The sequence below is a fragment of the Aeromonas sp. 82P genome (assembly GCF_051919365.1).
Classification (GTDB): domain Bacteria; phylum Pseudomonadota; class Gammaproteobacteria; order Enterobacterales; family Aeromonadaceae; genus Aeromonas; species Aeromonas veronii.
The window spans coordinates 3,783,333-3,806,732 of the sequence record NZ_JBQBEV010000001.1; the positions used below are offsets into that span (position 1 = coordinate 3,783,333).

Here is a 23,400-nt window from a genome sequence, read left to right on the forward strand (position 1 = left end):
CAGATGGCCATCCTTATATAACCCGAACTATTTCAAGTGTGTTCATACGAGTAACCAAGAGAGAAAATGACCGACGATCACCCTAGTACCGGCTCGCCGAAGAAAACCTGGCTCGACAAACTCAGCCAACTCTTCCAGGGCGAGCCAAAAGACCGCAATGATTTGGTAGACGTGATAGCCGATGCCGAAGAGCGCGACCTCATCGATCAGGACACCAAGGACATGATCGAGGGGGTGCTGGAGATCGCCGATCTTCGCGTGCGCGATATCATGATCCCCCGCTCCCAGATGGTGACCATCGAGAAGTCCCAACCGGTGGATGCAATCCTGCCGGTGATCATCGAGTCCGGCCACTCCCGCTTCCCGGTGATCAACGAGGACAAGGATCATGTGGAGGGCATTCTGCTCGCCAAGGATCTGCTCCCCTTCGGGTTTGGCGGCCATCACGCCAGCGAGCCGCTGCAGCTCGAGAAAATCTTGCGCCCCACGGTGATCGTGCCGGAAAGCAAACGGGTTGACCGTCTGCTCAAGGAGTTCCGTGAAGAGCGCTACCACATGGCCATCGTGGTCGACGAATTTGGGGGCGTCTCCGGTCTGGTGACCATCGAAGACATACTGGAACTGATCGTTGGCGAGATCGACGACGAGTTTGACGACATCGAGGATGAGCCGGACGAGATCCGCCGCCTCAGCAAGCGGGTCTTCTCCATCAGTGCCCTGACCGAGATCGAGGATTTCAACGACTTCTTCGGCACCAAATTCAGCGATGAAGAGGTGGACACGGTGGGTGGTCTGGTGATGCACGCCTTCAGCCACCTGCCAAAGAAGGGCGAGGAGATCGAGCTGGACGGCTACCTGTTCAAGGTGATGCATGCCGACCGGCGTCGTCTGCAGCAGCTGCAGGTGAAGATCCCCGAACACCACGCGGCGGCGCAATCCGAGCCGCAATAAGCAGATCCGCTCAATGTGTGAAACAACGCCCCGACCTCGGGGCGTTGTGCTCTCTGCCACCGGCATCGAGGCTCGCCGTTGCCCCGCTTACAGGTTAAGATACCGGCCATTCGACCCCAGTTGCACACCAAGACGAGCACCATCGCCCGTGAGATTATCCCCTGTTACTTCCAAAATTCTGTTAAGCCTCAGTGCATTGGCCTCTGGTGCCATCGCAGTGCTGACCTTCTCCCCCTTCGGCTACTGGCCGCTGGTGATCCCCTCCCTGCTTGGCCTCTACGCCCTGCTGGACAAAGCCACGCCGAAACAGGCCGCCTGGCGCGGTTTTGGCTACGCCATGGGACTCTTTTTGCCGGGGCTATGGTGGATCCATGTCAGCATGACCGAGTTTGGCGGCATCCCGCTGCCGGTCGCCTTCGTCCTGCTGGCCGGGCTCTCCGCCTATCTGGCCCTCTACCCGATGCTCGCCTGCTGGGTCTTTGCCCGCTTCTTTGGCGGCCGTCACTGGAGCCGCTGGCTGCTCGCCTTCCCGGCCCTGTGGTTAGTGGCTGACTGGCTGCGCGGCTGGGTGATGACCGGCTTTCCCTGGCTCTGGTTTGGTTACAGCCAGATCGACGGCCCCCTCAAGGGCTTTGCCCCCATTCTCGGGGTGCAGGGCATCACCCTCGCCCTGTTGCTGTCCGCCTCCGCCATCTGGCTGGTGTGGAAATCCCGCTCCCCGCTCTGGCTGGCGGTGCCTGCCCTGCTGGTGGCAGGTGCTCACGGTCTGATGCAGCTCAACTGGGTCACCCGTGGTGAGCCGGTCAAGGTGGCACTGGTGCAGGGCAATATCGCCCAGTCACTCAAGTGGGATCCGGAGGCGCTGGCCCCCACGGTGCGCACCTATCAGGACTTGAGCCGCGAGAATCAGGATGCCGACATCATCATCTGGCCGGAGTCGGCGATCCCGGCCATCGAGAAGGCGATGGGCCCCTATCTGGAGAATCTGGACAAGGCGATGAAGGTGAACGATACCGGCCTGCTGGCTGGGATTATTCACTACGACGAGCAGCAACAGCGCTTCTACAATACCGTGCTCGGCATGGGGGTGCAGGATGCGGATGGCAAGGAGTCCTACTTCTACAACCACTCCAACCGCTACAACAAATACCACCTGCTGCCCATCGGCGAATTCGTGCCGTTTGAAGATCTGCTGCGCCCCATCGCCCCCTTCTTCAACCTGCCGATGTCCTCCTTCAGCCGGGGTGAAGAGGTGCAACCCAACCTGATCGCCAAGGGGCTCAAGTTTGCCGCCGCCATCTGCTACGAGATCATCTTCCCGGAGGAAGTGCGCCGCAACGTCAATGCCGATACCGACTTCCTGCTGACCGTCTCCAACGATGCCTGGTTCGGCACCAGCATCGGCCCGTGGCAACATATGGAGATCGCCCGGATGCGCGCGCTGGAGCTGGCTCGTCCGCTGCTGCGGGACACCAACACCGGCATCACTATCGTCACCGAGATCGACGGCAGCATCATAGGCCAGATCCCGCAGTTTGAAGCGGGCGTGCTGCGCAGCGAGGTACGTCCCGCCCACGGCGAGACCCCCTACATGCGCTTTGGTAGCTGGCCCCTCTACGGCCTGACTGTGCTGCTGCTGGGTCTGGCGCTGGCGCTGCGCCCCAAGGCTCACCCCTGGGCCCGCGAGCTGTAATGGCCATCCGCAATCCCTGATAAACAACGAGGCGCCCGCAGGCGCCTCATTTTTTACGACAACTTATCACGCATCTTTTTGCAGGCAGCAGATCACATAGCCGTAACTGCCCAGATATTGGCGGTGGATGGCCACTTCCCGACTCAAGTCCTGCCAGGCGGCACTCTCCCCCAGCTCGTCTCGATAGCGCACCAGATTGACCTCAATAGGGTCCAGATAGTTGTTCCAGGCGCTCATCGGCAAGGGAGTGTGTGACAGGCAGCGGTAGCCTGCCGCTTGTATCGTCTCAAGCAGGCCCGCCAGCGTCTGCATGGCGGGATAATCCTGCTGCCAGAATGCCAATGCCTCCTCGGGCGGGTTATCGGTCAGCCAGACCGCATCACTGAGCACGATGCAAGCCTGCGGGCTTGAAAGCAGCGGACGCCACGCTTTCAGCGCATTGGCAACCCCCATCACGTAAGCGCTCCCCTCTGCCCAGATGAGGTCGGCCGGGGCCAGATCGTCCGGCAGTGCCGCCATGTTGGCGCAGAGGGTGGAGACATGCTCAAAGCCCGCTGCACGGGCGGAGTACGCCACGGCGGCCAGTGCATCCTCTTCCAGATCGATGGCCACAATGTTGGCATCGGTCACCTGAGCCAGCGCCATGGTCGAGGCACCGCGCCCGCAGCCCATGTCGAGGATCCGGCGCGGCCGGATGGGCAAGGCGGCAAACTGCTGCTGGGTGAAGGCGCGATCCCCCGGCCCCCAGTAACTCATGCCATCCAGCAGCTGGATAAAGTCCTTGATGTAACGCTCATGTTCATTCATGTCTTTGCTCAACCATTGCAAGTGGTAGCGATCTTTCTCGCTAAAACCCTGTTTCATCACCCACGCGAAGTAGGCCTCCGGTGCCTCGCGCTGCAGTTGCAGCTGCCAGGCCTTGAATTCCTCACCAGATCGCGGGCGCAGCCCTGCCAGATCCGCCAACAGATCCCGGGCGCGCTGCATCCGCGCCAGCTCCTCATCCAACTTCCTGACCCGGGCCTGCAATGTCGCCTGATCTATCTCGCCAGCCAGACAGGCGAGGCACTGCTTGAGGCTGAGGCCACCTGCCTGCAGGGCCTGCACCATCTGCAGTCGCTGCAGATCCCCCTCGTCATAGTGGCGATAGCCGTTGGCGGCCCGGGTACCGGCAATCACCCCCAACTTCTCGTAATAGAGCAGGGTGGAGCGGGCGAGGCCGCAGCGGCGGGCCAGTTCGGATATTTTCATGGCAATCACTCACGGTGCGGGCCCTCAGGTGACCCGATAGAGACGAGCTTAAACTGTAAAGCTATAGACAGGTCAATGCCCTTTTCCAGAGATCTGCCAACAAAAACGGCCACCCGAGGGTGGCCGTTGTCAGCGCTATCTGTGATAAAGCGGCGATAGAGCAGCGATGCTACCGGCTCAAAGACCGGCTGCCTCCAGATGCTCCACCAGCAGCTGCACGCTGCGGTTGCCGCGCCACTCGTTGACGTCAAGCCGGTAGACAAGCCGCACCCGCTTGACCGAGGCATCGGGCCAGCGCTTGAGATCGACGCCAAAGGCGATGGCATCCACCGCATGACCGGAATCGGTTGTCAGCATCATCTTGAGGTGCTTCTCCCCCACCAGCCGCTGCTGCACCAGCACGAACTCGCCGTCGAACAGCGGCTCGGGGAAGGCCTGGCCCCAGGGGCCGGAGGCGCGAATAAGCTCCGCCAGCTCGAGGTTGAGCTCATCCGGCAACAACTCGCCGTCGGTGAGCAGCACTCCGGTCAGCAGCTCGGGGGTCACCAGCTCGCTGATGACCGCCTCAAAGGCGCGGCTGAAGGCCTCGATATTGGCCTTGGGCAGGGTCAGCCCCGCCGCCATGGCGTGGCCGCCAAACTTGCCCATCAGGCCCGGATGGCGGGTATCGAGCAGTTCCAGCGCATCGCGCAGGTGCACCCCGGGGATGGAGCGGCCGGAGCCCTTGAGCTCGGTCTCGCTGCTCTCGGCAAAGGCAATGACCGGGCGGTAGTACTTCTCCTTCACCTTGGAGGCCACCAGCCCCACCACCCCCTGATGCCACTCGTTGCGGTGCAGCACTATGCCCGACGGCACCTCGCCATCGCGAAACCGGATCTGCTCCAGAGTGGCGAGGGCCTCCTGCTGCATCCCCTGCTCGATCTCCTTGCGCTCCTGATTGAGGCTGTCCATCTCGGCCGCAAGCTGGCGCGCCAGATTGAGGTCATCACAGAGCAGACAGGCGACCCCAAGGGACATATCATCGAGGCGCCCTACCGCATTGAGGCGTGGCCCCAGTGCAAAACCGAGGTCGGCGGCGGTGAGGCGGCGACCATCACGACCAGACACATCCACCAGCGCCTGAATGCCGGGGCGACAACGGCCGGCCCGGATCCGCTGCAACCCCTGATGGACCAGAATGCGGTTGTTGCCATCGAGCGCCACCACGTCGGCGACCGTGCCGAGGGCCACCAGATCGAGGTAATCCGCCACATTGGGGGCTCGCAACCCTTGCCGTTCGTACCAGCCAAGCTGACGCAGATGGGTGTTGAGGGCCGCCATCAGGTAGAAGGCCACCCCCACCCCGGCCAGCGACTTGGAGGGAAAATCGCAACCATGCTGGTTCGGGTTGACGATGGCATCGGCGTCAGGCAGCTCCTGACCCGGCAAATGATGATCGGTAACCAGTACCTGCATGCCGGCCGCCTTGGCTGCCGCCACCCCAGCGATGCTGGAGATGCCGTTATCCACCGTGATGAGGAACTCGGCGCCACGGGCCACCGCCAGCTCGACAATTTCGGGGGTGAGGCCGTAGCCAAACTCGAAGCGGTTGGGCACCAGAAAATCGATGTGGCGACCGCCCATGGCGCGCAGGGCCAGCACACACAGGGCCGAACTGGTGGCGCCATCGCAGTCGAAGTCGCCGACGATAAGGATCCGTTTCTGGGCAGTCAGAGCCTCCGCCAGCAGCGGCACCGCCTGTTCCATGCCATAGAGACGCTGGGGCGGCAACAACTGGCTGGCGCTGCGCTCCAGCAGGGCGGGATCCTCTACGCCACGGCTGGCGAAGATTTGGCGAAGCAGGGGATGCAGGGTGGCAGGCAGATGGGAATCATCAACTCGCGGACGACGACGGATTTGCAGGGACATCAATATGATCCAGTATCTTGAGCAGCTGTTCGGGGCTCTGATACCCGCGCACCAGATCCCCGTCGGAGGAGACCCAGGCCGGCAGTACCTTGACCCCCAACCATTGGCTCAGGCCAATATTTTGGATAAGGGTCTCACTACATGCCGTTTGAGGCAAATAGGCTTTTAACGGATCATTTTGCAGTAGGGGATCGCTGCACCAGTCGGCGGCCCGTTCGGCGTGATCAATCACCGGATAGAGAGCCACGCTCACCCCGGATGCCTGCAGGTGTTGCAAGGTGCCGGAGAGCTGACGGCGTTTGGCGTCCTGCTCGCCGAGAAACAGCGCGACCCGGTGACGCTCATCCCGAGCCTTGAGCACGATGGGGGCATGGGCCACCTGTGCCAAGCCAAGTCGGCGCTGCTCGCGCATACCAGAGATGGTCAGGTTCTTCATGTCGCGGGTCATATCCAGCATGACCCCCTGCACCACATAATCCCCTTTGGCATCGCTGTAGAGCACCCCCTGTGAGGTGCCCAGCATATACAACCCCGCGATCGGGGTCGGTTCAACCAGATAGACGGGGACCCCCAGCCGGGCTGTGATGGTCTGTTTCAAGGCTTGGGTATCCATCCCCGCTCTGGCAGCAAATGTGCACAAAAGCATCATTCCCAGTAGTAAATACTTCACTTGTTTACTCACGTGGTATGAATGAATCGACCCAGCAAACTACAGCAGCACAGCTCATCATTCAACCAACTACTTACCAAAAAATTAATATCACTTTGTACCAAAAAAATGGCTCCCCCCGATTGCCAAGGACTCATAACGCCCGCAAGCTAGTCAGGACGACAGGAACAACGCGGCTTAGCCTCTGTTTTTCCTGACAAGAGTTCGCCCTTTGGCAAGGGTAATCAACGCGCTATCTTGTTTAATTTCGGAGGAAATAATGAGTCTGATTCAAGAGTTCAAAGCCTTTGCCGCCCGCGGCAACGTCATCGATATGGCGGTCGGTATCATCATTGGTGCCGCCTTCGGCAAAATTGTCTCCTCTTTTGTCGGTGACGTGATCATGCCGCCCATCGGCCTGATCCTGGGCGGCGTGGACTTCAGCGACCTGGCGGTTACCCTGAAGGCCGCAGAAGGTACAACACCCGCCGTGGTCATCGCCTATGGCAAGTTCATCCAGACCATCATCGACTTTCTGATCATCTCTTTTGCCATCTTCATGGGACTGAAGGCCATCAACACCCTGAAGAAGAAGCAGGAAGAGGAAGCCGCCGCCCCGGCAGGCCCGACCAAGGATCAGGAGCTGCTGACCGAGATCCGTGATCTGCTGAAATCCCAGCAAGGGAAATAAGCGCCATCTCCTGTCGTGTAGAGATAAAAAAACCGCCTGCTGGCGGTTTTTTGTTTTGTTGGCCACCCAACCCGCTCATGCCCGCGGGTGATGCTCGCCGTGCAGCGCCTTGAGCCGTTCGTTGGCCACATGGGTGTAGATCTGGGTGGTGGAGAGATCCGCGTGACCCAGCAGCATCTGCACAACCCGCAGGTCGGCGCCGTGGTTGAGCAGATGGGTGGCGAAGGCGTGTCGCAAGGTATGGGGGGATAGCTCGCCGTTAATCCCGGCCCGCAGGGCATAGAGCTTGATGCGATGCCAGAAGGTCTGGCGGGTCATCATACGGGCCTGCTTGGAGGGAAACACCACATCCGAGCTGGTGCCCCCCAGCAGCAGGGTGCGGGCCTCCCGGTAGTAACGCTCCAGCCAGTGCATCGCCTCCTCGCCCATCGGCACCAACCGCTCCTTGTTACCCTTGCCAATAACCCGCACCAAGCCCTGCCGCAAACTGACATGCTCGGCGGTGAGCCCCACCAGCTCGGAGACCCGCAGCCCGGTAGCGTAGAGCAGCTCCAGCATTGCCTTGTCCCGCAACTCCAGCGGGTCATCCACCAGCGGCGCACTCAAGAGTGCCTCCACCTCCGTTTCGCTTAAATCGGAGGGGAGTTTTTTCGGCAGCTTGGGCCCCTCCAGCAGCACGGTCGGATCATCGCTGCGCAGCTTCTCACGGTTGAGATACTGATAGAAACGGCGCAGGGCCGAGAGAAAACGGGCGGTGCTGCTCGCCGCAAACTGGTGATCGACCCGCCAGGCGAGGTAGTGCTGGATCTCGTCCATCCCCGCCAGCAGCAACGAGCTCCCCTGCTCGTCGAGCCAGAGGGAGAACTTCTCCAGATCGCTGCGATAGGAGCTGACCGTGTTGTCAGACAATCCCCGCTCCAGCCAGAGGGCATCGAGAAAGGGTTCAATCAGGGGATGGGGGTCGGGTTTGCTCATGGTGCGCTGCAATCAGGGGATCGATGGCCCATTGTAACGCGCCAACTCCTTGGAAAGACAAGGCACTTTCATTGGAAAGATAAGGCACGTTTGCCACGCCCCTTGCCGAGCGGTGAAGGTCGAATGGCAATCTGCTAGACTGGCGCCCTCCCCTTACGTTACCCATCGTGTTGCCAACATGGCGCAGCCCACACGAGCATGCGAGAACGCGCCAAAAGCAAGCGAGAAAGCGCCAACAGAGAGAAGAGCGATGAAGATTGGTCTGTTTTACGGTTCCACCACCTGCTACACCGAGATGGCAGCCGAGAAGATCCGCGCCCTCATCGGCCCCGAGCTGGTGGATATTCACAATATCAAGGATGTCTCCCTGCGCCGGATGGAGGATTACGAGATCCTGATCCTCGGCATCTCCACCTGGGATTTTGGCGAACTGCAGGAGGACTGGGAGTCCCGCTGGGAAGATATCGCCGACCTCCATCTGGAGGGGCGCATCGTGGCCCTGTTTGGCCTCGGCGATCAGCTCGGTTATGGCGAATGGTTCCAGGACGCCCTCGGCATGCTGCACGATCAGCTGGTGCCAAAAGGGGTCAAGCTGGTGGGCTACTGGCCCAACGAAGGGTACGAATTCGATGCCTCCAAGGCACTGATCGACGATGGCCGTCACTTCGTCGGGCTGGCCCTCGATGATGCCAACCAATATGACCAGACCGATCCGCGCATCGAGCAGTGGGTCGAGCAGATCCTGAGCGAAATTCACGCCCTGCTCTGATCTTTCCCACGTTTTGGCAAAACGACCCTGAGCGCCTGGCCCTGGCCGCCGGGCGCAGTTATCGCACCGATTCTCTCAATCGGTATCATCGCATGACGCTATAGCGACTTTTTTGTGCTGGTCTGCAACAATGGACTCGACATCCCATAACAATCAGAGCCGGATGTCGGAAGCAAACGGACAGACCAGAAAAGGATATTCTATGACTCCATTCTCCCTGTTGGCCCCCGCCATCGCCCGTGACGTGCTCGATCACGCGCTGGCGCTGGGTGCCGATTTTGCCGAGCTGTTTGTCGAGCGCAAGCGCCGCAGCCAGCTCAGCCTGCTCTCCAGCCAGATAGAGAACATCAGCGGCGGCCTCGATTTCGGTATCGGCGTGCGCCTCTGTTACGGCCACAAGGTGCTCTACGGCTACACCAATCTGGCCAGCCGCGACGAACTGCTGCGCATCGTCACTCTGCTGGCGGCCAAAGACCGCCGCGACCCCGTGGTGACCGCCACCGCCTTCGATTTCACCCGCCTGAGCGATCGCAACCCGGTGGCCCTGCCCTTGTCGGCAGACAAGCTGCTGGAGCAGAAGATCGCCTATCTGCACGCCATGGATGCGGCGGCCCGCGCCGAGAGCGACAAGGTGAGCCAGTTCTCCGGCAACGTGCAGGGCTGGGAGCAGGAGGTGGAAATCTTCAACAGCGAAGGGCTGCAAGTGGCCGATCGCCGCCACTACAACCGCATCATGGCCCAGACCATCGCCATGGAAGGGAGCGAGCAGAGCGTCGGTTACGAGGCCCCCGGCGCCCTGATGGGGTGGGAGCATGCCGATCGCATCGATCCGCGCGAGCTGGCCCTCACCGCCACCCGTCAGGCACTGGTGAAACTGGGCGCGGCTCCCTGCCCAAGCGGCACCCTGCCGGTCATCATGGAGAACGGCTTTGGCGGCGTCATCTTCCACGAAGCGTGCGGTCATCTGCTGGAGACCACCTCGGTGGCCAAGAAGGCGTCGGTGTTCCACGACAAGATGGGCCAGCTTATCGCCAATCCGGTGGTCAATGCGGTGGACGAGGGACTGCAAGGCAACGCCTGGGGCTCCATCAACGTCGATGACGAGGGGATGGCGACCCAGCATACCCAGCTCATCAAGGATGGCGTCCTGACCGGTTTTCTGGTGGACAGAATGGGAGCCCTCAAAACAGGCTACGCACGCACCGGCTCTGGGCGGCGCGAATCCTACAAGTACGCCCCCACCTCGCGCATGCGCAACACCTATATCGAACCGGGCAACCACAGCCTCGACGATATGCTGGCCACCGTCGAACATGGCATCTACGCCAAGAAGATGGGGGGCGGCTCGGTACAGCCCGGCACCGGCGAGTTCAACTTCAATGTGCAGGAGGCCTATCTCATCGAGCACGGCAAAATCACCAAGCCGCTCAAGTCGGCCACCCTGATCGGCACCGGCCCGCAGGTGCTGAAAGAGATCTCCATGGTGGGCCGCAATCTGGCGCTAGCTGCTGGTATGTGCGGCTCGGTCTCAGGCTCGGTCCCCACCTCGGTGGGCCAGCCGGCGCTAAAAGTAGACAATATTCTGGTGGGAGGGAACGCCTGATGAGCACCATCGACATGAATCAACTGCTCACCCGCCTGCTGGATAAAGTGGCCGACCTCGGCGCCGAGGCAGACATCATCGCCAATCAGGAGAGAGCCTTCTCCCTCAAGGCAGACAAGGGCGAGCTGGGTGAATACAAGGTCACCAGCAGCCAGCAGCTCGGCATTCGCCTGATCAAAGAGGGTCGAGTCGGCATCGCCTACTCGGAATCCCTCGATGAGCTGGCGCTGGATGCCATGCTGCAGGATGCGCTCGATGCCAGCCGCTTTGCCAAGGTGGATGCGGATCAGCGCATCTCGGTGGCCAATAGCCGGATCACCACAGATTGCGCCGAGATCAACCAGCCCGATACCACGCCGGTTGAGGAGAAGATCGCTCTGGCCCTGCGCCTCGAATCTGACATGCTGGCCATGCCCGATGTGAGCGGCGCCCCCTACAACAGCTTCTTTGAAGGGGAGAGCCAGCTCTGGCTCGCCAACAGTCAGGGCACCCTCTGCCAGCACGGCGAGTTCAGCGTCGGCTGCTACACCTCGGCGCTGGTGGAACGGGATGGCCGCCAGTCGATGCACTCGCAGGGGCAGTATGGCCGTCGCTTCGACGAGCTGGATAGTCAGGCCCTGATCGAGCAGATCTACGCCATCGCCGATGGCCTGCTGCCCGGTGAAGCGGTGCCGAGCGGTCGCTACAGCGTCATCTTCAGTACCAACTGCTTTGCCAGCCTGTTTGGCTGCTTTCAGGGCGTGCTGTCGGGCAAGTGGGCCCAGCAGGGGATCAACCCCTGGCGCAGCAAGGTCGGCCAGAGCGTGGCGTCACGCTGGCTCACTCTGGAGAGCAGGGTCTATATGCCGGGCGGCATGAACATCAAGGCGTTTGATGGCGAGGGGGCGGCCAGCTCGGATCTGCTGCTGATTGGCGAAGGGGAGCTGAAAACCCTGCTCCACAACAGCGCCACCGCCCGCCACTTTGGCGTCGCCAGCAACGGCTCGGCCGCTCGCGGTGCCCGCAGCGCCCTCGATGTGACCGCTCGCCATCTGGTGTTTGGCGCGGGCCCCCACTGCGAAGCGGAAGTGCAAAGCGGCGACTATCTGGAGCTGGTCAAGCTGGACGGTCTGCATTCCGGTGCCGATGCGGTGAGCGGTGACTTCTCCTTTGGCGCGTCGGGCTTCCTCTGCCGCGATGGAGTTCGCCTGCAGCCGGTGCGCGGCATCACTGTAGCAGGCAACTTCTACCGCCTGCTGGGCGAGCTGGAAGCGGTCGGTGACACCCTGCACCACAACGACGGCAAGGGCTTCTACGCCCCGCAGATCCGTTTTGGCGGCCTCTCCGTCGCGGGCAAGTAAACGCCCCGACGAAACCTGCAAGTAAGAAAAAGGCGCCTGATGGCGCCTTTTTGCTCGTTATCTCGTCCGCCTTGATGGCATGACTCAGGGCGAGAGCGGCTCGCGATGATACTCGGCGCAGCCGCACTCGGGGCAGGTATCGAGCTGCTGGGGATGCAGCACGGTATGGCGCCAGCCACATTGGTCGCACACCATGACCCCGAGCCCCACCCAGTCACCCGCCTCGTAAACCCCCTTGTGCTCCAGCTCGTCGGCCAGCTCGCGCCACTCCACCTGGGCGCGGTCGGTCACATCAGCCAGCCAGGACCAGGCGGTGTCTTTGAGGGCCAACATAAAGGCAGACTCTTCAATCTGCGCACTATCGTCATGGCGCCCCTCGTCATAGTTGCCCAGATCCCGCTTCACGTACTCGGCGATGAGCGCCAGTTCGTCCTGAGTGAGGTCGCTGGCCGCCTCCAGATAGGCCTGCACCTTGGCAATCATCCGGTTGAGGCGCTCCCCCTGGAACTCTTCAGTCTCTTGCCACTGTTTTTGCAGCTCGGCAATGAAGGCTTCGTACCCTTTTTGACGTTTGTCCATGGCTCTAACTCCTCTACTAAACCCTGATCTGGCCCGGCTTAAGGCCCAAGGGACGCTGGCGGTTGTTGCCGCCGCAGGATATGGGTATTCTATTGCGATTTCCCAGCTGATTTATCTATTCATTTCACAGATCCGGATGTCACCAATGCAAGAGCAATACGTTCCCCAATCAATCGAACCAGCAGTGCAAAAGCACTGGGATGCCAAGAAAACCTTCAAGGCCGTGGAGAAGGTAGACAAGGAGAAGTTCTACTGCCTGTCCATGTTCCCCTATCCGTCTGGTCGACTACACATGGGGCACGTTCGTAACTACACCATAGGTGATGTGATCTCCCGTTATCAACGCCTCAATGGCAAGAACGTGCTGCAACCCATAGGTTGGGATGCATTCGGTCTGCCGGCCGAGAACGCCGCGATCAAAAACAATACCGCACCGGCGCCCTGGACCTACGAAAACATCGAATACATGAAGAACCAGCTGAAGATGCTGGGTCTGGGTTATGACTGGGATCGTGAAATCGCCACCTGCAAGCCGGACTACTACCGCTGGGAGCAGTGGTTCTTCACCAAGCTCTACGAGAAGGGTCTGGTCTACAAAAAGACCTCCTCCGTCAACTGGTGCCCGAACGACATGACAGTGCTGGCCAACGAGCAGGTGGTCGACAACTGCTGCTGGCGCTGTGACACCCCGGTGGAGCAGAAAGAGATCCCCCAGTGGTTCATCAAGATCACCGACTACGCCGAAGAGCTGCTGAACGATATCGACAATCTGGAAGGCTGGCCGGAGATGGTCAAGACCATGCAGCGCAACTGGATTGGCCGCTCCGAAGGGGTAAACATCAGCTTCGCCATTGAGGGTCAGACTGAGCAGCTGGAGGTCTACACCACCCGTCCGGACACCTTCATGGGCGTCACCTATGTCGGTATCGCCGCCGGCCACCCGCTGGCCCTGCAGGCCGCCGAACACAATCCGGAACTGGCCGCCTTCATCGAAGAGTGCAAGAACACCAAGGTAGCCGAAGCAGAACTAGCCACCATGGAGAAGAAGGGCATGGCCACCGGCCTCTATGCCATTCACCCGCTGGATGGCCGCAAGGTACCGGTCTGGGTCGCCAACTTCGTGCTGATGAACTACGGCACCGGCGCCGTAATGGCGGTTCCGGCCCACGATCAGCGTGACTTCGAATTCGCCACCAAATATGGCCTCGACATCAAGGCGGTCATCAAGCCGGTTGATGGCGACGTCGACGTGAGCGAAGCCGCTTACACCGAGAAGGGCGTGCTGTTCAACTCCGGCGAGTTCGACGGTCTCGACTTCCAGGGCGCCTTCGATGCCATCGCCAGCAAGCTGGAAGGGCTGGGCAAGGGCAAGCGCACCGTCAACTACCGTCTGCGTGACTGGGGTGTCTCTCGTCAGCGTTACTGGGGTGCCCCCATCCCGATGCTGACCCTGGCTGACGGCACAGTGGTGCCGACGCCGGAAGACCAACTGCCGGTACTGCTGCCGGAAGATGTGGTGATGGACGGTATCCAGAGCCCGATCAAGGCTGACGCCGAGTGGGCCAAGACCACTTACAACGGTCAGGAAGCGTTCCGCGAGACCGACACCTTCGACACCTTTATGGAGTCCTCCTGGTACTACGCGCGCTACTGCTCCCCGGACTACGACAAGGGCATGCTGGATCCGGCGGCTGCCAACCACTGGCTGCCGGTGGATCAGTACATCGGCGGTATCGAGCACGCCTGTATGCACCTGCTCTACGCCCGCTTCTTCCACAAGCTGCTGCGTGACGCGGGTCTGGTCAACAGCGACGAGCCGTTCAAGCGCCTGCTCTGCCAGGGCATGGTGCTGGCTGACGCCTTCTACTACAAAGACGAGAAGGGCGGCAACGTCTGGGTCAGCCCGACTGACGTCAAGGTAGAGCGTGACGAGAAGGGTCGCATCACCAAGGCCATCGACAACGAAGGTCGTGAGGTAATGCACTCCGGCATGACCAAGATGTCCAAGTCCAAGAACAACGGCATCGACCCGCAGCTGATGGTCGAGCGTTACGGCGCCGATACCGTCCGTCTGTTCATGATGTTCGCCTCTCCGGCAGAGATGACCCTGGAGTGGTCCGACTCCGGCGTAGAGGGGGCCCAGCGCTTCCTGCGTCGCCTGTGGCGCGTCACCTTCGAACACGTTTCCGGTGGCGCCGTTGCCGCGCTGGATGTGGCTGCTCTCACCAACGAGCAGAAAGCGGTACGCCGTGAACTGCACAAGACCATCGCCAAGGTGAGCGATGACGTGGGTCGCCGTCAGACCTTCAACACCGCCATCGCCGCCATCATGGAGCTGATGAACAATCTCTCCAAGCTCGGCAACGACGAGCAGGACCGCGCCCTGATGCAGGAAGCGCTGGAAGCTGTGGTAGTCATGCTCTACCCCATCACCCCGCACATCGGCTTCGAGCTGTGGAAGATGCTGGGCAAGGGCGACGACATCGATCACGCAGCCTGGCCGGTGGCCGATGAAGCGGCCATGGTCGAGACCGAGAAGCTGGTGGTGGTGCAGATCAACGGCAAGATGCGCGGCAAACTGACCGTGCCGGCCGAGATCAGCCAGGCTGATGTCGAGAAGCTGGCGATGGCCGATGCTTCCGTGCAGAAGTTCACCGACGGTCTGACCGTGCGCAAGGTGATCTATGTACCTGGCAAGCTGCTCAATATTGTCGCTAACTAATTGGCTGCCAACTGATTGGTTACCAACTGATCATTGCCAATCTGTAACAGCAAACGGATGATAACGGCGGGCCCTGCGCCCGCCGCTTTCCCTTAATGCAAAGAGGATTTTCTATGGGCACCATCTTCACCCGCTGGATGGCCATCGTGCTGGCTGGTCTGCTGCTGCAAGGCTGCGGCTTTCACATGCGCGGCAACGGCATTCCGAGCGAGCTGATGACCATGAAGGTCGTGGGCGACAACAAGAGCGACTTCTACCGGATGGTTACCACCCGCCTGAAGGCCTCTGGCGTGACCCTGGCCGACAAGGAGGGCATTCCGGTGCTCACTCTGGGCGGTGTAGGCAGCACCAGTCAGGTCGCCTCGGTCAACGCGCTGGGGACGGACACCGAATATGTGCTGGGCTTTGGTACCCAGTTCACCATCTCGGTACCGGGCAAGCCGACTCAGGTCTTCCCCATCAACTTCAACCGCAGCTTCCTCAACAAGCCGGATGCAGCGCTCGCCTCCTCCCGTGAGCAGGAGCAGCTCAACCGCGAGATGCAGGAGCAGGCGGCCAATCAGGTGATTCGGCAGTTGAGTCAGGTCAGCTTCTGATGCGGATCTACCCGGAACAATTTGGTGACCACCTCAAAGCAGGGCTTCGGCCCTGCTATCTCGTTTTTGGCGACGAGCCCCTGCTGCGACTGGAGGCCATCGATGCCATCCGTCAGGTCGCCCGCAAGCAGGGTTTCGATGAACGCCACACCTTCGTGGTGGAACAGGGGCTGGACTGGAATCAGGTCTACGATGCCTGTCAGGCCATGAGCCTCTTCTCCGCCCGCCAGATCATCGAGCTGGAGCTGCCCGCCAAGGTGGACAAGGATCTGGCCGCCCGCATCAGCGAAATCGGCAAACAGCTTCATCCCGACCTGCTGCTGGTGCTGAGTGGCGGTCGCCTCAACCAGACCCAGATGAAGGCAGCCTGGTTCGACAAGCTCTACCAGATTGGCACCTATGTGCCGGTCAACCATCCGGAGCCCAAGTTCTTCCCGCGCTGGATGAGCGCCCGTTTTGCGCGTTTCGGCCTCAAGGCGCTGCCGGATGCCATCAACTTCATGTGCCACTCCTACGAGGGCAACCTGCTGGCCGCCAGCCAGGAGATCGAGAAGCTGACCCTGCTCTCGCCGCCCCAGCCCATCAGCGTCACCTATCTGCAAGAGACCATTATCCGCCACGCCCACTTCACCCCGTTCCAGCTGGTCGATACCCTGCTGGAGGGCAAGGTGAACCGGGCCCAGCGCATTCTGGCCGCCCTGCGGGCCGAAGGCACCGAGCCGGGGATGTTGGCCTGGACCCTCTGCCGCGAGCTGGAGCAGCTGACCGAGCTGTCGTTGGCGATGCGCAACGGCCAGCCGCTGGGTGAGCACTTCAGCCGCCTGCGCATCTGGCAGAGCCGCCAGCAGCTCATTCAGCAAGCACTGACCCGCCTGCCGTTTGCCAAGTTGCAGCAACTGTGGCAACTGATGGCCCAGCTGGACGACGCCCAGCGCAGCTTCGATACCGAACAGGCCTGGCTGATGTTGCAGACCATTGCCCTCGGCTTTCGTGATGGCACCCCGCTGCCGCTGGTGATGGAGAGCAGCCCGTGCTGAAGGCGCCCATTGGCCTGCTGGGGGGCACGTTCGATCCTATCCATATCGGTCATCTGCGCCCGGCCATCGAGGCGCGCGATGCCCTCGGGCTGGCCGAAATGCGGCTGATCCCGAACCATATCCCGCCCCACCGTGCCAATCCGTTCTGCTCCAGCGAACAGCGCCTTGCCATGGTCAAACTGGCGGCGGCAGAGAACCACCACTTTGTGGTAGATGAGCGGGAGCTGAAGCGGGATAAACCCTCTTACACCATCGATACCCTGATCGAGCTGCGTCGTGAACTGCCCGATACGCCGCTCTGTTTTCTGATGGGGATGGATTCCCTGCTGAGCCTGCCAAGCTGGCACCGCTGGCAGGAGCTGCTCGACTATGCCCATCTGGTGGTGAGCGTGCGGCCGGGCTGGCAACCGGATTATCCGGCCGGGGTGGCGCAGCTGCTGGCGCACCATCACACCACGGATGCCAACGCGCTGCATCAGCGTCTGGCCGGTCATATCTGGCTGGCGGACAACCAGCCCATCGAACTGTCAGCCACCCGACTGCGGGCCTTGCTGGATGCGGGGCAAGACACCCGCTACCTCTTGCCCGAGTCGGTTGCGCACTATATTGATCAACAGGGGCTCTACCGCGCCAACCGCCGCTAGCCCCTGTCGTAATCCCGCCTCACCCGATGGGAAACGGGAGTGACCATGATATAATCCGCCGCCCTGACGCAAACGCTGCGCGCCGGAATACAGGAGAGACTCATTGCAAGGCCAAGAATTGCATGCCTTTATCATCGACAAGATCGATGACATGAAAGGCCGCGACATCATCACCCTCGATGTACGTGGCAAATCCAGCATTACTGACACCATGATCATCTGTTCCGGCAACTCCAGTCGTCACGTCAGCGCCATTGCCCACCATCTGGCCAGCGAGGCCCGCCACGCGGGTCTGGATCTGCTGAGCGTGGAAGGGCAACTGAGCGGTGAATGGGTGCTGGTAGATATGGGCTCGGTGATCGTGCATGTGATGCAGGATGAACATCGTGACTTCTACCAACTGGAAAAGCTGTGGAGCGGTGCCGCTCAAATGAATACGCAATAAGAGCACAAGTGTAACGACCATGAAGATCCAGTTGATTGCGGTGGGCACCAAGATGCCCGCCTGGGTAGAGCATGGCTTCGAAGAGTATCGTCGCCGCTTCCCCAAAGACATGCCGTTTGAACTCGTCGAGATCGGCGCAGGCAAACGGGGCAAAAATGCCGACATTCCCCGCATCCTGCAGAAGGAAGGGGAAGCCATGCTGGCGGCTGCGGGGCGCTCGCGCATCGTCACCCTCGACATTCCGGGCAAGCCCTGGACCACGGAGCAGCTGGCTACCCAGCTGGAGGCGTGGAAACTCGATGGCCGCGATGTGGCCCTGCTGGTAGGCGGGCCGGAAGGTTTGTCCCCCGAATGCAAGGCTGCCGCCGAACAGAGCTGGTCACTGTCACCGCTCACCCTGCCCCATCCGCTGGTGCGGGTGCTGGTAGCCGAGAGCCTCTATCGGGCCTGGAGCATCACCACCAATCATCCGTATCATAGAGAGTGAACCATGCGTCTCTGGAGTCTCACCGCTCATATTCACCCCTATCACAGAGAGTGAACAATGCAGTTCCTGCTCTTATTGCCCCCAAGGGTCTTGAGGTAAAGGCATGCTGAAACAACGCATCGAAATGCGCGATCACAGTGCCGAGGGCAATCTGTTCTTCCGGCGCACCCTGGTAGCCTACATCGGCATCGTCGTGCTGATGCTGGTGCTGCTGGGCAATCTCTATTATCTGCAGGTCGAGTCCTACGACACCTACCAGACTCGCTCCAACTCCAACCGTATCCGCGTGGTACCGGTGGCGCCACCACGGGGCCTCATCTATGACGCCAACGGCGTGCTGCTGGCGGAAAACCGCCCGGTCTACAGTCTGGAAATTGTGCCGGAAGAGACCAAAGATCTCGAAAAAACCGCCGACCAGCTGATCACCCTGCTGGGTCTGCCAGAGGGCACCAAGGAGAAGTTCCTCGCCGAAGTGAAGCGCCAGCGCCGCTTCAAGCCGGTCCCCCTCTACGAGAAACTGACCGAATATCAGGTGGCCCTCTTCTCGGTCAACCAGCATAACTACCCGGGCGCCAGCATCGAGGCCTACCTCAAACGCTACTACCCGTTTGGTGACACTCTCACCCACGCTTTGGGCTATGTGGCCAAGATCAATACCCGTGACGTGGAGCGCCTCGAGAAGGAAGAAAAACTCGCCAACTATGCAGCCACCAAGGATATCGGCAAGCAGGGGGTGGAGAAGTATTACGAGGATGAGCTGCACGGTGTGGCGGGCTATCAGGAGGTCGAGGTGAACAACCGCGGCCGGATTGTCCGTACCCTCAAGTTCCAGCCGCCTATTCCCGGTAAGGATATCTACCTCAATATCGACGTCCGGATGCAGCTCAAGGCCCAGCAACTGCTGGCCGGCCAGCGCGGCGCCATCGTGATGATGGATCCGAGAACCGGCGCCATCATCGCCATGGAGTCGAGCCCGAGCTACGACCCAAACCTGTTCGTGACCGGCATCTCCAGCGCCAACTATTCGGCGCTGCTCAACGATCCGGCGCGGCCGCTGGTGAACCGCACCACTCAGGGCATCTATGCCCCCGCCTCCACCGTCAAACCCATGATGTCGGTGATGGGGCTCAACGAGGGAGCCATTACCCCGGGCTACCGCTATTTCGGCGGCCCGAGCTTCTCCATTCCCGGCACCACCAAGAAGTTTCGCGACTGGCGTCGCTGGGGACACGGCTGGCTCGATGTCTATCGCGCCATCGAGGTCTCGGCAGATACCTACTTCTACGATCTCGCCTATCGGGTCGGCATCGACAAGATCCACAGCTACATGACCAAGTTCGGCTTCGGTCAGTACAGTGGCGTCGACCTCTATGAAGAGACCAAGGGGGTCATGCCGTCCCGTGACTGGAAAATGGCCCGCTGGCGTCAGCCCTGGTATCAGGGGGACACCATCTCCATCGGTATCGGTCAGGGTTACTGGAGCGCCACGCCAATCCAGCTGGCCAAGGCGATTAGCATCCTGACCCAGAATGGCCACGATGTGACCCCGCACCTGCTCAAGAGCACCGCCTCTCAAGCGGGAGTGGTCGATGCTCCGATCAACCCGAACATGGCGCTCAAAACCAAGAGCGACAGCTACTGGCAGGTGGCGCGTGAGGGGATGTGGCGAGTGATCAACGGCCACGAGGGTACCGGCCGTCGCGCTTTTGCCAACACCCCCTATGTGGCGGCAGGCAAGTCCGGCACCGCCCAGGTGGTCAACATGAAAGAGAATCAGGTCTACAACGCCAAAGCCATGAAAGTGGAGCACCGCGACAATGCCCTGTTTGTCGCCTTTGCTCCCTATGAAACCCCCAAGGCAGTCGTGGCGCTGGTGCTGGAGAACGCCGGTGGTGGCAGTACCAATGCGGCACCCGTTGCTCGCCAGATGCTGGATGCCTATCTGCTGCCCCCTGATCCGCAACTGCCACCGGCACCGGAAAAGCAGTCCCAACCGAGTGAGGTCGCTCCCAATGAGTAATTCTGCCCGCCAGCAGAGCATCTGGTACAAGCTGCATATCGACTTGCCCCTGCTGCTCGGTCTGCTGGCCGTGATGACCCTCTCCATGGTGGTGCTCTACTCCGCCTCCGGTCAGGATATGGACTCCATCGTGCGCCAGCTGGTGCGCGGTGGTCTCGCCTTTGCTCTGATGATCGGCCTGGCCCAGCTCCCCCCCTCCCTCTACGCCCGCTGGTCGGTGCCGCTGTTCGCCGTGGTGGTGCTGATGCTGATTGCGGTGGACGTGTTCGGCCACATCGGCAAGGGGGCCCAGCGCTGGCTCGATCTGGGCTTTATGAAGTTCCAGCCCTCCGAGGTGATGAAGCTCTCCATGCCGATCATGGTGGCCGCCTGGCTCAGTCGCCACTCGCTGCCCCCCAAGTTCAGCCATGTGGTGATCGCCCTCATTATGGTGCTGCTGCCCACCCTGCTGATCGCCGCCCAGCCTGACCTTGGCACCTCCATTCTGGTGGCCGCCTCCGGCTTCTTCGTCATCTTCCTGGCGGGGCTCAGCTGGTGGCTGATCGGCTTGGCGGTCCTGCTGATGCTGGCCTTTATGCCGGTGCTCTGGTTCTTCCTGATGCACGACTACCAGCGCCAGCGGGTGCTGATGCTGCTCGACCCGGAGAAAGACCCGCTCGGCCGCGGCTATCACATCATCCAGTCCAAGATTGCAATCGGCTCCGGAGGAGTCTTTGGCAAAGGATGGCTGCAGGGCACCCAGTCCCAGCTGGAGTTTCTGCCCGAGCGCCACACCGACTTCATCTTCGCGGTATTCAGCGAGGAGTTCGGTCTGGTAGGGGTTGCCCTGCTGCTGGTGCTCTACCTCTACGTCATCAGCCGTTGCCTGTTTATCTCGATGCAGGCCCAGAACAGCTTCGAGCGACTGCTGGGTGGTGCCATCACCCTCACCTTCTTCGTCTATGTGTTCGTCAACATGGGCATGGTGAGCGGCATCCTGCCGGTGGTGGGGGTGCCCCTGCCGCTGGTGAGCTATGGCGGTACCTCCATGGTGACCCTGATGGCCGGCTTTGGCATACTGATGTCCATCCAGACTCATAGAAGACTGCTCGCCTGATGAGACGGGTTGGATTGCTGCTCTCTCTCGCCACCACGATGGCGACCGCCGCCGTGGCGCCGGATCGGTTGGCCCTGCTCGCCGAACAGCAGCAGGTGCCGCTGGCGGAGTTGCAAGCTGCCGTCGCCCGCGCCCAGTTACGGCAGGAGGTGCTCGACACCATCAGCAAGCCGTGGGAGGCCAAGCCCTGGCATCGCTACCGGCCGCTGTTCGTTACCCCGGATCGCATCCGTGATGGCCAGCAGTTCTGGCAGCAACATGCCGAGACGCTGGCTCGCGCGGAGCAGACCTATCGGGTGCCCGCCTCGCTCATCGTGGCCATCATAGGGGTAGAAACCTTCTACGGTCGCCAGATGGGCCGTCATCCGGTGCTCGATAGCCTCTACACCCTGGGGTTCCACTACCCGGAGCGCAGCGACTTCTTTGCCAAGGAGTTTGCCCAGCTGGTGGTGCTGGCCAAAGAGGAAGGGTGGCAACTCGATGCCCTCAAGGGCTCCTATGCCGGCGCCATGGGGATGGGGCAGTTCATGCCCTCCAGCTATCGCCACTACGCCGTCGATTTTGACGGGGATGGCAAGCGGGATCTGTTTGCCAACCCGGTCGATGCCATCGGCAGCGTGGCCAACTATTTTGCCAGCCACCAGTGGCGCTGGGGCGAATCCGTGGTGGAACCGGCCCAGATCGGGTTGATGGCAGTCGAACCTCTACTCAGGCCTGAGCCCGAGCTAACACAACAGTGGTCAGAACTGGCGGCGGCAGGGATTGAGCTCGCCACGCCGCTGGCCCCACAGACGCCGGTCAAGTTGCTGGCGTTTGCCCAAGCCGATGGACCGGAATACTGGGTCGCACGGCATAACTTTTATGTGATCACCCGTTACAATCGCAGCCCACTCTATGCGATGGCGGTGTATCAACTTAGCCAAGCCATTCAGGAAGCGTATGCATTTTCGTCACAAACTCCTCCCGCTCAGCCTGAGCTTGTTGCTGGCCGCCTGTAGCAGCCAGCCGGAACAGAGCGCCCCCGTCGAGCCGCAAGCACCGGTCAGCAAGCCACCCGTTATCGAGATCCCGCAAGCCACCGGCGCCATTCCGCGCCCCGAGCCCCTGAGTGCCAGCGGCAACCGGGACTACTGGATCGGCAAGCAGAAGCACGAGGTGTGGCGCGACATCAAACACTACAGCGAAGAGGGCACAGCCAGCTGGTTGTCGCCGGATCTGGACGGCCAGAAGACCGCCAACGGCGATGTGCTGGACAGCAAGCTGTTCAGTGCCGCCCACCGCAACCTGCCCATCCCTAGCTATGTGCGGGTCACCAATCTGGACAACGGGCTGGAGACCATAGTGCGGGTCAACGATCGCGGCCCGTTCAACAGCCCGCGCCTGATCGACCTCTCCTACGCAGCGGCCAAGCAGCTGGAGATGGTCGACAGCGGTGAGGCCCGAGTACGGCTGGAGCTGATCAGCGATACTCCGGATCAGATGGTGATCATGGAGCCGATGAAGCCCATCGAAATGACTCCGACCACTCCGGCTGCGGCCTCCAACACGCTGTCGCAAGATGGCTTCCTGGGTGAACCAACCGCACTGGCGATGGCCACTCCCGCCGCCGAACCCGCTCCCGTCAAGGCGCCCGCGGCCACACCAGCCAAAGCGGCACCGGTCAAGTCAGCTCCGGCCAAGGCCGCAGCGCCCGCCAGCAGTGGTGATGGCAAGATGATCCAGGTACTGGCCAGCGGCTCCCGGGATCGGGCCGAGGCGATGGGCAAGGTGATGACCCAGCGTTACGGCGTGCCTTATCGGATCGATGCTCATGGCGCCATTTTCCGGGTGCTGATTGGCCCGGTCGCCGCCGACCAGCAGGCAAGTGTGCTGGAAAAAGTACGTCAGGGCGGGCTGGAACAGGCCTTTATCGTGCCCTGATCGCCCCCTTTTGCCGCGGATGTG

General features: G+C 61.2%; 21 protein-coding genes. 16 read left to right on the forward strand and 5 right to left on the reverse strand.

All coding sequences use genetic code 11. The features are described 5' to 3' along the window. Positions 1–66: 66 nt before the first annotated feature. Positions 67–951 carry a CNNM family magnesium/cobalt transport protein CorC gene (gene corC, locus ACTG2S_RS17245; protein WP_005354092.1) on the forward strand — a complete coding sequence of 295 codons (885 nt, stop codon included), beginning with the start codon at positions 67–69 and terminating at the stop codon, positions 949–951. Between the two features lie 148 nt (positions 952–1,099). After that, positions 1,100–2,644: an apolipoprotein N-acyltransferase gene (lnt, locus tag ACTG2S_RS17250; RefSeq protein ID WP_279498641.1), complete on the forward strand. Its 1,545-nt coding sequence runs from the start codon at positions 1,100–1,102 to the stop codon at positions 2,642–2,644. Positions 2,645–2,710: 66 nt separating this feature from the next. On the opposite strand, the gene ACTG2S_RS17255 is transcribed toward lnt, so the two are convergent. The 3 genes from ACTG2S_RS17255 to ACTG2S_RS17265 all read right to left on the reverse strand — a co-directional run bounded on the left by ACTG2S_RS17255 (position 2,711) and on the right by ACTG2S_RS17265 (position 6,416). Further along, entirely contained in the window at positions 2,711–3,895 is a 1,185-nt protein-coding gene (locus ACTG2S_RS17255; protein ID WP_376891777.1) for a MerR family transcriptional regulator, read from the reverse strand. 177 nt (positions 3,896–4,072) lie between these two features. Continuing rightward, a complete protein-coding gene (gene recJ, locus ACTG2S_RS17260) occupies positions 4,073–5,803 on the reverse strand; it encodes a single-stranded-DNA-specific exonuclease RecJ (protein WP_274160790.1) in 1,731 nt (576 codons plus the stop codon). Further along, the gene (locus ACTG2S_RS17265; RefSeq protein WP_005335146.1) at positions 5,769–6,416 is read right to left on the reverse strand and encodes a disulfide isomerase DsbC N-terminal domain-containing protein; all 648 of its coding nucleotides are present in this window, start codon (positions 6,414–6,416) and stop codon (positions 5,769–5,771) included. Before ACTG2S_RS17265 ends, recJ begins: the two co-directional genes overlap by 35 nt. Positions 6,417–6,732: 316 nt before the next feature. Between ACTG2S_RS17265 and mscL the strand changes: the two genes are divergently transcribed. Beyond that, positions 6,733–7,143 (forward strand): large-conductance mechanosensitive channel protein MscL, encoded by a 411-nt coding sequence (gene mscL / locus ACTG2S_RS17270; RefSeq protein WP_042054731.1) that lies wholly within the window; start codon positions 6,733–6,735, stop codon positions 7,141–7,143. 75 nt (positions 7,144–7,218) lie between these two features. Here mscL and xerD read toward each other — a convergent pair whose 3' ends face one another. Beyond that, positions 7,219–8,118, reverse strand: a complete 900-nt coding sequence (xerD, locus tag ACTG2S_RS17275; protein WP_115521893.1) for a site-specific tyrosine recombinase XerD — start codon at positions 8,116–8,118, stop codon at positions 7,219–7,221. 250 nt (positions 8,119–8,368) lie between these two features. Here xerD and fldB point away from each other — a divergent pair, with 250 nt between their 5' ends. The 3 genes from fldB (at position 8,369) to ACTG2S_RS17290 (ending at position 11,830) form a co-directional block, all read left to right on the forward strand. Continuing rightward, positions 8,369–8,887: a flavodoxin FldB gene (gene fldB / locus ACTG2S_RS17280; RefSeq protein ID WP_005335151.1), complete on the forward strand. Its 519-nt coding sequence runs from the start codon at positions 8,369–8,371 to the stop codon at positions 8,885–8,887. Between the two features lie 202 nt (positions 8,888–9,089). After that, entirely contained in the window at positions 9,090–10,490 is a 1,401-nt protein-coding gene (locus ACTG2S_RS17285) for a TldD/PmbA family protein (RefSeq protein WP_376902399.1), read from the forward strand. Continuing rightward, complete coding sequence (locus ACTG2S_RS17290; protein ID WP_265061359.1) at positions 10,490–11,830, forward strand: TldD/PmbA family protein; 1,341 nt, start codon at positions 10,490–10,492, stop codon at positions 11,828–11,830. The genes ACTG2S_RS17285 and ACTG2S_RS17290 overlap by 1 nt, the downstream gene beginning before the upstream one ends. An 84-nt stretch (positions 11,831–11,914) precedes the next feature. On the opposite strand, the gene ACTG2S_RS17295 is transcribed toward ACTG2S_RS17290, so the two are convergent. Beyond that, on the reverse strand, positions 11,915–12,409 hold the full coding sequence (locus ACTG2S_RS17295) for a zinc ribbon-containing protein (protein ID WP_159157482.1): 495 nt from the start codon (positions 12,407–12,409) through the stop codon (positions 11,915–11,917). 145 nt (positions 12,410–12,554) lie between these two features. Here ACTG2S_RS17295 and leuS point away from each other — a divergent pair, with 145 nt between their 5' ends. The 10 genes from leuS to ACTG2S_RS17345 all read left to right on the forward strand — a co-directional run bounded on the left by leuS (position 12,555) and on the right by ACTG2S_RS17345 (position 23,376). Then, positions 12,555–15,131 carry a leucine--tRNA ligase gene (gene leuS / locus ACTG2S_RS17300; RefSeq protein WP_439983005.1) on the forward strand — a complete coding sequence of 859 codons (2,577 nt, stop codon included), beginning with the start codon at positions 12,555–12,557 and terminating at the stop codon, positions 15,129–15,131. A gap of 113 nt (positions 15,132–15,244) precedes the next feature. Further along, positions 15,245–15,727 (forward strand): LPS-assembly lipoprotein LptE, encoded by a 483-nt coding sequence (locus ACTG2S_RS17305; protein ID WP_005335160.1) that lies wholly within the window; start codon positions 15,245–15,247, stop codon positions 15,725–15,727. Beyond that, the gene (gene holA, locus ACTG2S_RS17310) at positions 15,727–16,764 is read left to right on the forward strand and encodes a DNA polymerase III subunit delta (RefSeq protein ID WP_274160787.1); all 1,038 of its coding nucleotides are present in this window, start codon (positions 15,727–15,729) and stop codon (positions 16,762–16,764) included. Before ACTG2S_RS17305 ends, holA begins: the two co-directional genes overlap by 1 nt. Next, on the forward strand, positions 16,758–17,408 hold the full coding sequence (gene nadD, locus ACTG2S_RS17315) for a nicotinate-nucleotide adenylyltransferase (protein ID WP_274160786.1): 651 nt from the start codon (positions 16,758–16,760) through the stop codon (positions 17,406–17,408). The genes holA and nadD overlap by 7 nt, the downstream gene beginning before the upstream one ends. 103 nt (positions 17,409–17,511) lie before the next feature. Continuing rightward, the gene (rsfS, locus tag ACTG2S_RS17320) at positions 17,512–17,853 is read left to right on the forward strand and encodes a ribosome silencing factor (protein WP_005335165.1); all 342 of its coding nucleotides are present in this window, start codon (positions 17,512–17,514) and stop codon (positions 17,851–17,853) included. A gap of 19 nt (positions 17,854–17,872) precedes the next feature. After that, positions 17,873–18,340, forward strand: coding sequence for a 23S rRNA (pseudouridine(1915)-N(3))-methyltransferase RlmH (gene rlmH, locus ACTG2S_RS17325; RefSeq protein WP_005335166.1), 468 nt, complete (start codon positions 17,873–17,875; stop codon positions 18,338–18,340). A 103-nt stretch (positions 18,341–18,443) separates the two neighbouring features. Continuing rightward, positions 18,444–20,360 (forward strand): penicillin-binding protein 2, encoded by a 1,917-nt coding sequence (mrdA, locus tag ACTG2S_RS17330; protein WP_274160785.1) that lies wholly within the window; start codon positions 18,444–18,446, stop codon positions 20,358–20,360. Further along, entirely contained in the window at positions 20,353–21,456 is a 1,104-nt protein-coding gene (gene rodA / locus ACTG2S_RS17335; RefSeq protein ID WP_005335170.1) for a rod shape-determining protein RodA, read from the forward strand. The genes mrdA and rodA overlap by 8 nt, the downstream gene beginning before the upstream one ends. Continuing rightward, positions 21,456–22,454, forward strand: coding sequence for a lytic murein transglycosylase B (gene mltB, locus ACTG2S_RS17340; protein ID WP_274160784.1), 999 nt, complete (start codon positions 21,456–21,458; stop codon positions 22,452–22,454). The genes rodA and mltB overlap by 1 nt, the downstream gene beginning before the upstream one ends. Next, positions 22,396–23,376 (forward strand): septal ring lytic transglycosylase RlpA family protein, encoded by a 981-nt coding sequence (locus ACTG2S_RS17345; protein ID WP_439983008.1) that lies wholly within the window; start codon positions 22,396–22,398, stop codon positions 23,374–23,376. The genes mltB and ACTG2S_RS17345 overlap by 59 nt, the downstream gene beginning before the upstream one ends. Positions 23,377–23,400: the final 24 nt, after the last annotated feature.

Bases quoted from the DNA above. Each gene is read 5' to 3' on its own strand.
- mltB (WP_274160784.1), top strand. From the start codon at position 21,456: ATGAGACGGGTTGGATTGCTGCTCTCTCTCGCCACCACGATGGCGACC.
- recJ (WP_274160790.1), bottom strand. From the start codon at position 5,803: ATGTCCCTGCAAATCCGTCGTCGTCCGCGAGTTGATGATTCCCATCTG.
- ACTG2S_RS17265 (WP_005335146.1), bottom strand. From the start codon at position 6,416: ATGGATACCCAAGCCTTGAAACAGACCATCACAGCCCGGCTGGGGGTC.
- leuS (WP_439983005.1), top strand. From the start codon at position 12,555: ATGCAAGAGCAATACGTTCCCCAATCAATCGAACCAGCAGTGCAAAAG.
- mscL (WP_042054731.1), top strand. From the start codon at position 6,733: ATGAGTCTGATTCAAGAGTTCAAAGCCTTTGCCGCCCGCGGCAACGTC.
- ACTG2S_RS17255 (WP_376891777.1), bottom strand. From the start codon at position 3,895: ATGAAAATATCCGAACTGGCCCGCCGCTGCGGCCTCGCCCGCTCCACC.
- xerD (WP_115521893.1), bottom strand. From the start codon at position 8,118: ATGAGCAAACCCGACCCCCATCCCCTGATTGAACCCTTTCTCGATGCC.
- ACTG2S_RS17285 (WP_376902399.1), top strand. From the start codon at position 9,090: ATGACTCCATTCTCCCTGTTGGCCCCCGCCATCGCCCGTGACGTGCTC.
- corC (WP_005354092.1), top strand. From the start codon at position 67: ATGACCGACGATCACCCTAGTACCGGCTCGCCGAAGAAAACCTGGCTC.
- rodA (WP_005335170.1), top strand. From the start codon at position 20,353: ATGAGTAATTCTGCCCGCCAGCAGAGCATCTGGTACAAGCTGCATATC.
- holA (WP_274160787.1), top strand. From the start codon at position 15,727: ATGCGGATCTACCCGGAACAATTTGGTGACCACCTCAAAGCAGGGCTT.
- ACTG2S_RS17305 (WP_005335160.1), top strand. From the start codon at position 15,245: ATGGGCACCATCTTCACCCGCTGGATGGCCATCGTGCTGGCTGGTCTG.
- ACTG2S_RS17345 (WP_439983008.1), top strand. From the start codon at position 22,396: ATGCATTTTCGTCACAAACTCCTCCCGCTCAGCCTGAGCTTGTTGCTG.
- fldB (WP_005335151.1), top strand. From the start codon at position 8,369: ATGAAGATTGGTCTGTTTTACGGTTCCACCACCTGCTACACCGAGATG.
- ACTG2S_RS17295 (WP_159157482.1), bottom strand. From the start codon at position 12,409: ATGGACAAACGTCAAAAAGGGTACGAAGCCTTCATTGCCGAGCTGCAA.
- ACTG2S_RS17290 (WP_265061359.1), top strand. From the start codon at position 10,490: ATGAGCACCATCGACATGAATCAACTGCTCACCCGCCTGCTGGATAAA.
- mrdA (WP_274160785.1), top strand. From the start codon at position 18,444: ATGCTGAAACAACGCATCGAAATGCGCGATCACAGTGCCGAGGGCAAT.
- rlmH (WP_005335166.1), top strand. From the start codon at position 17,873: ATGAAGATCCAGTTGATTGCGGTGGGCACCAAGATGCCCGCCTGGGTA.